The organism is Streptomyces chlorus (assembly GCF_042655885.1).
Lineage (GTDB): Bacteria > Actinomycetota > Actinomycetes > Streptomycetales > Streptomycetaceae > Streptomyces > Streptomyces chlorus.
This window is the reverse complement of the sequence record NZ_JBHSOA010000085.1, coordinates 22,107-28,818: the sequence shown is the minus strand read 5'-3', so window position 1 is coordinate 28,818 and position 6,712 is coordinate 22,107. Positions and strand designations below refer to the sequence as shown.

Here is a 6,712-nt window from a genome sequence, read left to right as displayed (position 1 = left end):
CCGGGCGGGGGGACTCGACTGCCTGGACCACGAGAGGTCAGCCCTGTGCCGACCGAAGGGACGCACCGGCGTGCGGGGCCGCCGGCCAATGGGGTTTCCCTCCTCCCCTCCCGCGCCAGGACCGGAAGGGCGCAGGGTTAGCTGAGCTTTCTCCCAGAACCCTAGGGCGATATGGTTGACATGTCAACCTCTGAGGATCAGGTCAGAAGTAGCCGCACGTCGGCCGCACTTGGCGACGGCAGGCCGACCACTCTCTGGCGCTCTCCGCACAGGAGGCGGCGAGGCCGGCGCCGGGCGGCGCTGCCGGGTCTACACCATTGTGTTGCCGTTGGCAGATTCTTCAGGAGAGACGATGTCCTGGACGACGTCCCAGTGTTCCACGATGCGTCCGTTGTCCAGCCGGAAGATGTCGACGATGGCCACGGGATTCGGGGCCCAGCCGTGGACGATACTGTGAGTGAAGACCAGATCGCCCTGGGCGGCGATCCGCTGCGGCTCCCAGGAGAAGCCCTCCAGGTTTGGAACGACATTGCGGAGAGTGCCGAGCCCATTGGGCATCTGCGGGCTGTGCTGAACGTAGGGCTCAGCCCAGTATCGATCTATCGCGGTGAGGTCCTTGTCGGCGAACAGCTCCCGCATCGCGGTGAGCACGATGTCGACGTTGCCTTTTGCCTGATCGTCCTGCGCGGCGGCGTGCTGGGTCGTGGTAATGCCTCCTTGATCGTTCCGGTGAAGTGGTGGAGCTTGCGGTCGACGGTCACGTTGGAACAACGTCCCGTTCTCAAAGTCCTCCAGGTGCGTCACCGTGGCCCCGCTCGCCTCGGTCCAGGAGTTCAGGTAGACGCCTTCGCGGATCTCCCGCAGGTTCGGAGCCACCGTTTCGGCGTGACCGTTAGGGGCGAGCCCCGCACCGTGCACCACCACGAAGCTGCCCTGGGTGGCGAGTCGAAGGTGAAGCGCACCTTCAGTTCGCCGGGGTCGAAGCGGTAGCTGCGGCCGGTCAGTTGCCTGGTCATGACACGTCCTCCAGACGGAGGCTCACATCCTCGATGGCGAGTTGAAGTTTCAACTCACGGCCGGTGTTTGCGCAAGTCTTCTGAGACGTGGCACACACTCAAGTGCTCCGCGAATCAGAGGCCAGAACCCCCGGAGGCCGGGTCGGGCCGCTGAGGCCGCTCGGCGAGGACCCGCGCGAAGAGCGCCTCCCGCAGGGCCACTTCACGAGGGTCGTCCCACAGCCGGAAGCCAGAGCGGTTCATCGCGTACGCGAAGCCCGTACCGGTGTCCGGGTCTGCGAAGGCGAACGACCCGCCCAGGCCCATCGTCCCGAAGGCCCGGTCCGACTCGGAGTCGAACCTGAACGCCGGGAACGGCTTGACGTACCCCAGGGAGAACCTCGTCTCGACGCGCAGCACCTCGTCGAACAGTCCGTTCGTCGGAGGTGGGGCGGCGACGCGCAACGCGTCCATCGTGGCATCGGTGAGACCCAGGGCGGCGCCGCCGGTCGCCACCTCGCCGTAGAGCTTGGCGATCGACCGCACCTGGCCGACGCCGTTGGCCGCCGGTATCTCCGCGGCCTGCACATCCGGCCGGTTGAAGTTCTCCACGGTGTCAAGCACCCGCGGATTGCCGAACGCCCTGGCGGTCAAGCTCCGCGGATTCGCGTATGCCCGGACGAATGATGCCGGCATCGCTCTCAGGTGCGAAATCCGTGGATACGGGCGACCCGATCGCGATCAGTGTCCTGCGGCAGACCGAAGTGGAAGTCGAGGCCGAACGGCGTCGCGACCTCGTCGGCGAAACACCGGCCGATACGACGTTTTCCAGGATCGATCCGGCTGATGAGCTCGCTCTCTTACCAGCCCAATGACTGGCCGTGGTAGCCGTGCCGGGTGCCCGGCTCCCATACCGGACGCTCCTCGGCAAGAGCCGTGGCGAGGGTGCGTGAGCCAGTCAGGTCGCCGAACCCGAGTGGCCGGTCGATCACCGCCAGCCCTGCCTGATGGGCGAGATTGAACAGCGGGGCGCGGATCTCGTGACGTTGGGAGTGCTCGCGCCGCCGGGGCCCGTCGAGAGGGGCGACCCCGACCGGCGGCGTGCAGCTGCACCCACCACGCCACGATCTAGTTGACATGTAAACCATGGAGTGTCATGGTTTACACGTCAACTAGATCGGCGGAGGTGGTGTGGGCGCGGGACCTGACCGGCGGGGAACTCTCGCAGGTCGCTCGGGACGAACGTCCCGTCCGGTCGTCACGAACCACGCACCGCCACACGCCGACACAACGAAAGCGTTGAGCGAAGTGGACACGATGGATGTTTCGCAAATCGAGTTCGGTGTCGACAGCTTCGGAGACCGGCCCCGAAACGATCAGGGCGTGATCGTCTCGCACGCGCAGGCGATCCGCGCCGCGGTGGCCGAAGCGGTCCTTGCCGACCAGGTCGGTATCGACGTTGTCGCGTTGGGCGAGCACCACCGACCCGAGTACGCGATCTCCAGCCCTGAGACAGTACTGGCGGGCATCGCGACAGCCACGAAGCGCATCCGGCTCGCCTCGGGCGTGACAGTGCTGTCCTCGGACGACCCGGTGCGGGTGTTCCAGCGGTTCGCCACGGTCGACGCGCTCTCCAACGGCCGCGCCGAGGTGATCCTCGGACGCGGTTCCTTCACCGAGTCGTTCCCCCTGTTCGGGTACGACCTCAAGGACTACGAGGTGCTGTTCGAGGAGAAGATCGACCTTTTCCATCGGCTCCTGGACGAGAAGCCGGTCACCTGGGAAGGCACCACGCGCGCCGCCCTGCACAATGCAGATGTGTACCCGAAGACGGATTCGGGACATCTCAACACCTGGGTAGGGGTTGGCGGGACACCGCAGTCCGTGCTCCGCACCGCTCAATATGGCTTCCGGCTCATGCTGGCAATCATCGGCGGCGCCCCCGACCGGTTCGCCCCCTACGTAGACCTGTACCGGCGTGCCAGCCAGGAGTTCGGCACGATCGCACAGCCGATCGGGACGCATTCGCCCGGCTTCGTCGCCTCCACCGACGAAGAGGCCAAGGAGCTCTTCTACCCCGGGTACAAGGAGATCCGCGACCGGATCGGGGGGCAGCGCGGCTGGCCGCCGCTCCGCCGGGAAGACTTCGACGCCGAGGTGGACCGCGGCTCGCTGTATGTCGGCTCGGTTGAGACGGTCGCGGCCAAGATCGCCCATGCCATCCGGGTACTGAACGCGGGCCGGTTCGACATGATTTACTCCGCCGCCGGCACCGTTTCCGCCTCCGCACGTCTACGTTCGGTCGAGCTGTACGGCACCCAAGTCATCCCTCGGATCCGAGAGCTTCTGGCCGAGCAGCCCGCGGCCACGGCGGGAGCCACGCGATGATTAACCTTGTCACCACCATCGGGATCCTGGGAGCCGGGAAAGTCGGCACCGTCCTGGCGCGCCGGGCGGTCGCCGCCGGCTATCGCGTCCTGATCTCAGGGTCCGGTGACCCCTCCAAGATCGTGCTTACCGCCAAAATCCTCACCCCCGGAGCGACCGCCGTGTGGCCGGCCCAGGCCGCGGATGCCGCCGACGTGGTGATCCTCGCTCTCCCGCTCGGCAAACACCGCGACCTCCCAGTCCCGAAGCTGGAGGGAAAACTGGTCATCGACGCGATGAACCACTGGTGGGAGGTCGATGGTCCCCGCGACGCGATCCTCCCGCCCGACACCTCTTCGAGCGAAGTCGTTCAGCGGTTCCTGACGGGCGCACGTGTCGTGAAAGCCCTCAACCACATGGGCTACCACGACCTCGAAGACGGGGCTCGCCCAGCCGGCGACCTCGGACGCAAGGCCATCGCGATCGCCGGTGACTCGCCCGAGGATCTCGCTGTCGTCTCTGCGCTGATCGACACTCTCGGATTCGACCCACTCACCATCGGCGACCTCGCAGCGGGCGTCCGGCTCGAGCCCGGAACCCCCGCCTTCGGAGCCAATGTCGACGCCGACCAGCTTCGCGTGCTTACCGCCACCCCTGCTCCGACAAGACTTTTTGAGTACTCGTAACAGAGAAACAGAAGCACCTCGGCCGGACCGGAGGACTGTGGCCACGCCGTGACGCTCTCTGAAGAAGGACAGTCAGATGACTCAAGGGTTGACTGACAACACAAGAAAGGCACTCGCAGACAGCATTCGCGAAGACGTCACCGTCGTGCCGTTGTGCCCGATGTTCGCTCGCCATCTGCGTCACGCGCGCGCCGCGCCTGGCGAAACGTGGGGTCATCTCCCTGGGCTGCATCGCAATGTGACGCCGTGAAGTGCCGCCAGGGGCAGCCTGACACAAGGGCGGACGCAACGCGGTTCTCACAGCGTGAAGATTGCAATTATGCATGGAGGACGAATGCGGCCAATCATTCCCGACTATCTGGCCGAGGTGCTGAGAGAGGTGGAGTCGGACACGTCCGGAGAGCCGGCGGGATACATTCCTGAGCTCGCAGCAGCGGACCCCGAGCGCCTCGGTGCGGCCTTTGCCATGATTGACGGAGAGGTCTATGGTGCCGGTAACATCGATATCGAGTTCACCATCCAATCGATCTCCAAGCCGTTTATATATGCGTTGGCCCTGTCTGATCGCGGATTCGACCCTGTGCTCGCCAAAGTCGGTGTAGAGCCGTCCGGAGAGGCGTTCAACGAGATCTCTCTCGAGAGCGATACGGGGCGCCCTCTCAATCCCATGATCAACGTCGGTGCGATCACCGTGCACTCACTGGCCGGCGCGGAGGACCTGAATCCGACAGAGCGTGTGGAGCGCGTGCTCCACGGCCTGTCGGCGTTCGCCGGTCGTCGACTGAAGACGGATGAGGCGGTATGTGCGTCAGAGATGGAGCACGCGCACCGCAACCTCGCCATTGCACACATGCTCCGCAGTCACAACGTCCTCACCAAGGACCCAAGGGCCATCGTGGACGGCTACACCCGTCAGTGTTCCGTGCTCGTCACCACGCGAGATCTGGCCATGATGGCCGCGACGTTGGCCAACCGCGGGATAAACCCTCTCTCGGGTGAGCAGGTGGTGCCGGAACCGGTGGTGCGTCAGGTGCTGAGCGTCATGTTCAGCTGTGGAATGTATGACGCCGCTGGTGACTGGGCGACCCAGGTCGGTATTCCGGCCAAGAGCGGGGTGGCCGGGGGCCTGATCGGCGCGCTCCCTGGACAGATCGGCATTGCCACGTTCTCACCACGACTGGATAGTCACGGGAACAGCGTTCGCGGAGTGTCACTCTTCGAACGGTTCTCTTCAGACATGGGCCTGCATGTGATGGAGGTCCCCGCCGCCGCGCGTGCCGTCGTGCGGTCCCACCATGTCGTCGGCAGCGGACCGAACGCGCTCCGGGTCCTGCAACTGCAAGGTGGCATCGGCTTTGCCGGAGCCGAGAGAGTTGTTCAGGAAGCCATGGACATTTCGCCTTCGGACGTCAGGGTGGCTTTGGACCTGACAAGGGTCTATTCGATCGACGACGTGGCACGGCGCGTGCTGCTGGAGGTCGCGCGCCGGCTGACGCTGAATGGTCACGAGGTCTACCTCGTCGACCCAGAATCGATCATGCCCGATCCCGATCCCGGCGATGGTGGCCGAGTCACACTCGTGGACAACATGGATCACGCTGACCTACACGCCGCGATCGCGGGAGGAGGTCAGGGCGGTTGAAAGCGCATGGTGGAATTCGCGTCCCACCGCAGGCCGATGCGGAACGGCGAGACCTCTGACCCGCCTCCGAGCACACGGTTTCCACATACAGATATGGGTCGGCGTTCGTTTCGTCGGCCAGAAGGGAAAGAAGTCATGGGTTACATCACCGTCGGCACGGAGAACAGTACGCCGGTCGAGCTCTACTACGAGGATCAGGGTTCTGGGCAGCCGGTCGTCCTGATCCACGGCTACCCACTGAACGGGCACAGCTGGGAGCGTCAGACGCGCGAGTTGTTGGCCCAGGGCTATCGGGTCATCACCTATGACCGTCGTGGCTTCGGCCAGTCGTCGAAGGTGAACTCCGGTTACGACTACGACACCTTCGCCGCTGACCTGAACACGGTCCTTGAGACCCTCAACCTGCAGGACGTCGTCCTTGTCGGTTTCTCGATGGGCACCGGGGAACTCGCCCGCTACGTGAGTCGCTACGGTCATGAGCGTGTCGCGAAGCTTGCCTTCCTCGCCTCGCTCGAGCCGTTTCTCGTCGCCCGCGACGACAACCCCGACGGGGTGCCGCAGGAGGTCTTCGACGGCATCGCCGCGACTGCAAAGGCGGATCGGTACGCCTGGTACAAGCAGTTCTACGCGGACTTCTACAACCTCGACGAGAACCTCGGCACCCGTATCAGCGAGGAGGTCGTGACCGGTAGCTGGAACGTCGCGATCCGCAGCGCTCCGGTGGCTGCGTACGCTGTGGTACCGGCATGGATCGAGGACTTTCGCGCCGACGTCGAGGCGGTCCGCGCGAGCGGCAAGCCCGCACTGATCCTGCACGGAACAAAGGACAACATCCTCCCGATCGACGCCACTGGGCGCCGATTCCACAAGGCACTCCCCGAGGCCGACTACGTCGAGGTCGAGGGAGCGCCGCACGGCCTGCTCTGGACCCACGCCGACGAGGTCAACACCGCGCTGCGCGACTTCCTCTCGAAGTGACGGTGGATGACCGGCTGTTCCCCTGAGGCTTCTCATGACGCGGA

General features: G+C 65.0%; 8 protein-coding genes and 1 pseudogene. 5 read left to right on the top strand and 4 right to left on the bottom strand.

The features are described from left to right. Positions 1-309: 309 nt before the first annotated feature. The 3 genes and pseudogenes from ACFPZI_RS30790 to ACFPZI_RS30780 form a co-directional block, all read right to left on the bottom strand. On the bottom strand, positions 310-804 hold the full coding sequence (locus ACFPZI_RS30790) for a nuclear transport factor 2 family protein (RefSeq protein ID WP_381369967.1): 495 nt from the start codon (positions 802-804) through the stop codon (positions 310-312). Further along, positions 781-939, bottom strand: a pseudogene (locus tag ACFPZI_RS30785) (MoaF-related domain-containing protein); the annotation flags it as partial. The gene ACFPZI_RS30790 and the pseudogene ACFPZI_RS30785, both read right to left, overlap by 24 nt. A 191-nt stretch (positions 940-1,130) precedes the next feature. After that, positions 1,131-1,619, bottom strand: coding sequence for a serine hydrolase (locus ACFPZI_RS30780; RefSeq protein WP_381369956.1), 489 nt, complete (start codon positions 1,617-1,619; stop codon positions 1,131-1,133). A 92-nt stretch (positions 1,620-1,711) separates the two neighbouring features. On the opposite strand from ACFPZI_RS30780, the gene ACFPZI_RS30775 reads away from it, so the two are divergent. Then, the gene (locus tag ACFPZI_RS30775) at positions 1,712-1,870 is read left to right on the top strand and encodes a hypothetical protein (protein WP_381369953.1); all 159 of its coding nucleotides are present in this window, start codon (positions 1,712-1,714) and stop codon (positions 1,868-1,870) included. Here the strand turns inward: ACFPZI_RS30775 and ACFPZI_RS30770 are convergent. Then, positions 1,856-2,134, bottom strand: coding sequence for a hypothetical protein (locus ACFPZI_RS30770; RefSeq protein ID WP_381369950.1), 279 nt, complete (start codon positions 2,132-2,134; stop codon positions 1,856-1,858). The two genes, ACFPZI_RS30775 and ACFPZI_RS30770, sit on opposite strands and share 15 nt — an antisense overlap. A 178-nt stretch (positions 2,135-2,312) precedes the next feature. Here ACFPZI_RS30770 and ACFPZI_RS30765 point away from each other — a divergent pair, with 178 nt between their 5' ends. The 4 genes from ACFPZI_RS30765 (at position 2,313) to ACFPZI_RS30750 (ending at position 6,668) form a co-directional block, all read left to right on the top strand. Continuing rightward, positions 2,313-3,383, top strand: coding sequence for an LLM class flavin-dependent oxidoreductase (locus ACFPZI_RS30765; protein ID WP_381369964.1), 1,071 nt, complete (start codon positions 2,313-2,315; stop codon positions 3,381-3,383). Then, the gene (locus ACFPZI_RS30760) at positions 3,380-4,048 is read left to right on the top strand and encodes an NADPH-dependent F420 reductase (protein WP_381369947.1); all 669 of its coding nucleotides are present in this window, start codon (positions 3,380-3,382) and stop codon (positions 4,046-4,048) included. Before ACFPZI_RS30765 ends, ACFPZI_RS30760 begins: the two co-directional genes overlap by 4 nt. A gap of 334 nt (positions 4,049-4,382) precedes the next feature. Further along, the gene (locus ACFPZI_RS30755; protein ID WP_381369945.1) at positions 4,383-5,690 is read left to right on the top strand and encodes a glutaminase; all 1,308 of its coding nucleotides are present in this window, start codon (positions 4,383-4,385) and stop codon (positions 5,688-5,690) included. A 135-nt stretch (positions 5,691-5,825) separates the two neighbouring features. Then, positions 5,826-6,668 carry an alpha/beta fold hydrolase gene (locus ACFPZI_RS30750; RefSeq protein ID WP_069867377.1) on the top strand — a complete coding sequence of 281 codons (843 nt, stop codon included), beginning with the start codon at positions 5,826-5,828 and terminating at the stop codon, positions 6,666-6,668. Positions 6,669-6,712: the final 44 nt, after the last annotated feature.

Excerpts from the sequence above, each read along its gene's own strand:
- ACFPZI_RS30760 (WP_381369947.1), top strand. The coding sequence starts at position 3,380 with ATGATTAACCTTGTCACCACCATCGGGATCCTGGGAGCCGGGAAAGTC.
- ACFPZI_RS30750 (WP_069867377.1), top strand. The coding sequence starts at position 5,826 with ATGGGTTACATCACCGTCGGCACGGAGAACAGTACGCCGGTCGAGCTC.
- ACFPZI_RS30765 (WP_381369964.1), top strand. The coding sequence starts at position 2,313 with ATGGATGTTTCGCAAATCGAGTTCGGTGTCGACAGCTTCGGAGACCGG.
- ACFPZI_RS30770 (WP_381369950.1), bottom strand. The coding sequence starts at position 2,134 with ATGTCAACTAGATCGTGGCGTGGTGGGTGCAGCTGCACGCCGCCGGTC.
- ACFPZI_RS30755 (WP_381369945.1), top strand. The coding sequence starts at position 4,383 with ATGCGGCCAATCATTCCCGACTATCTGGCCGAGGTGCTGAGAGAGGTG.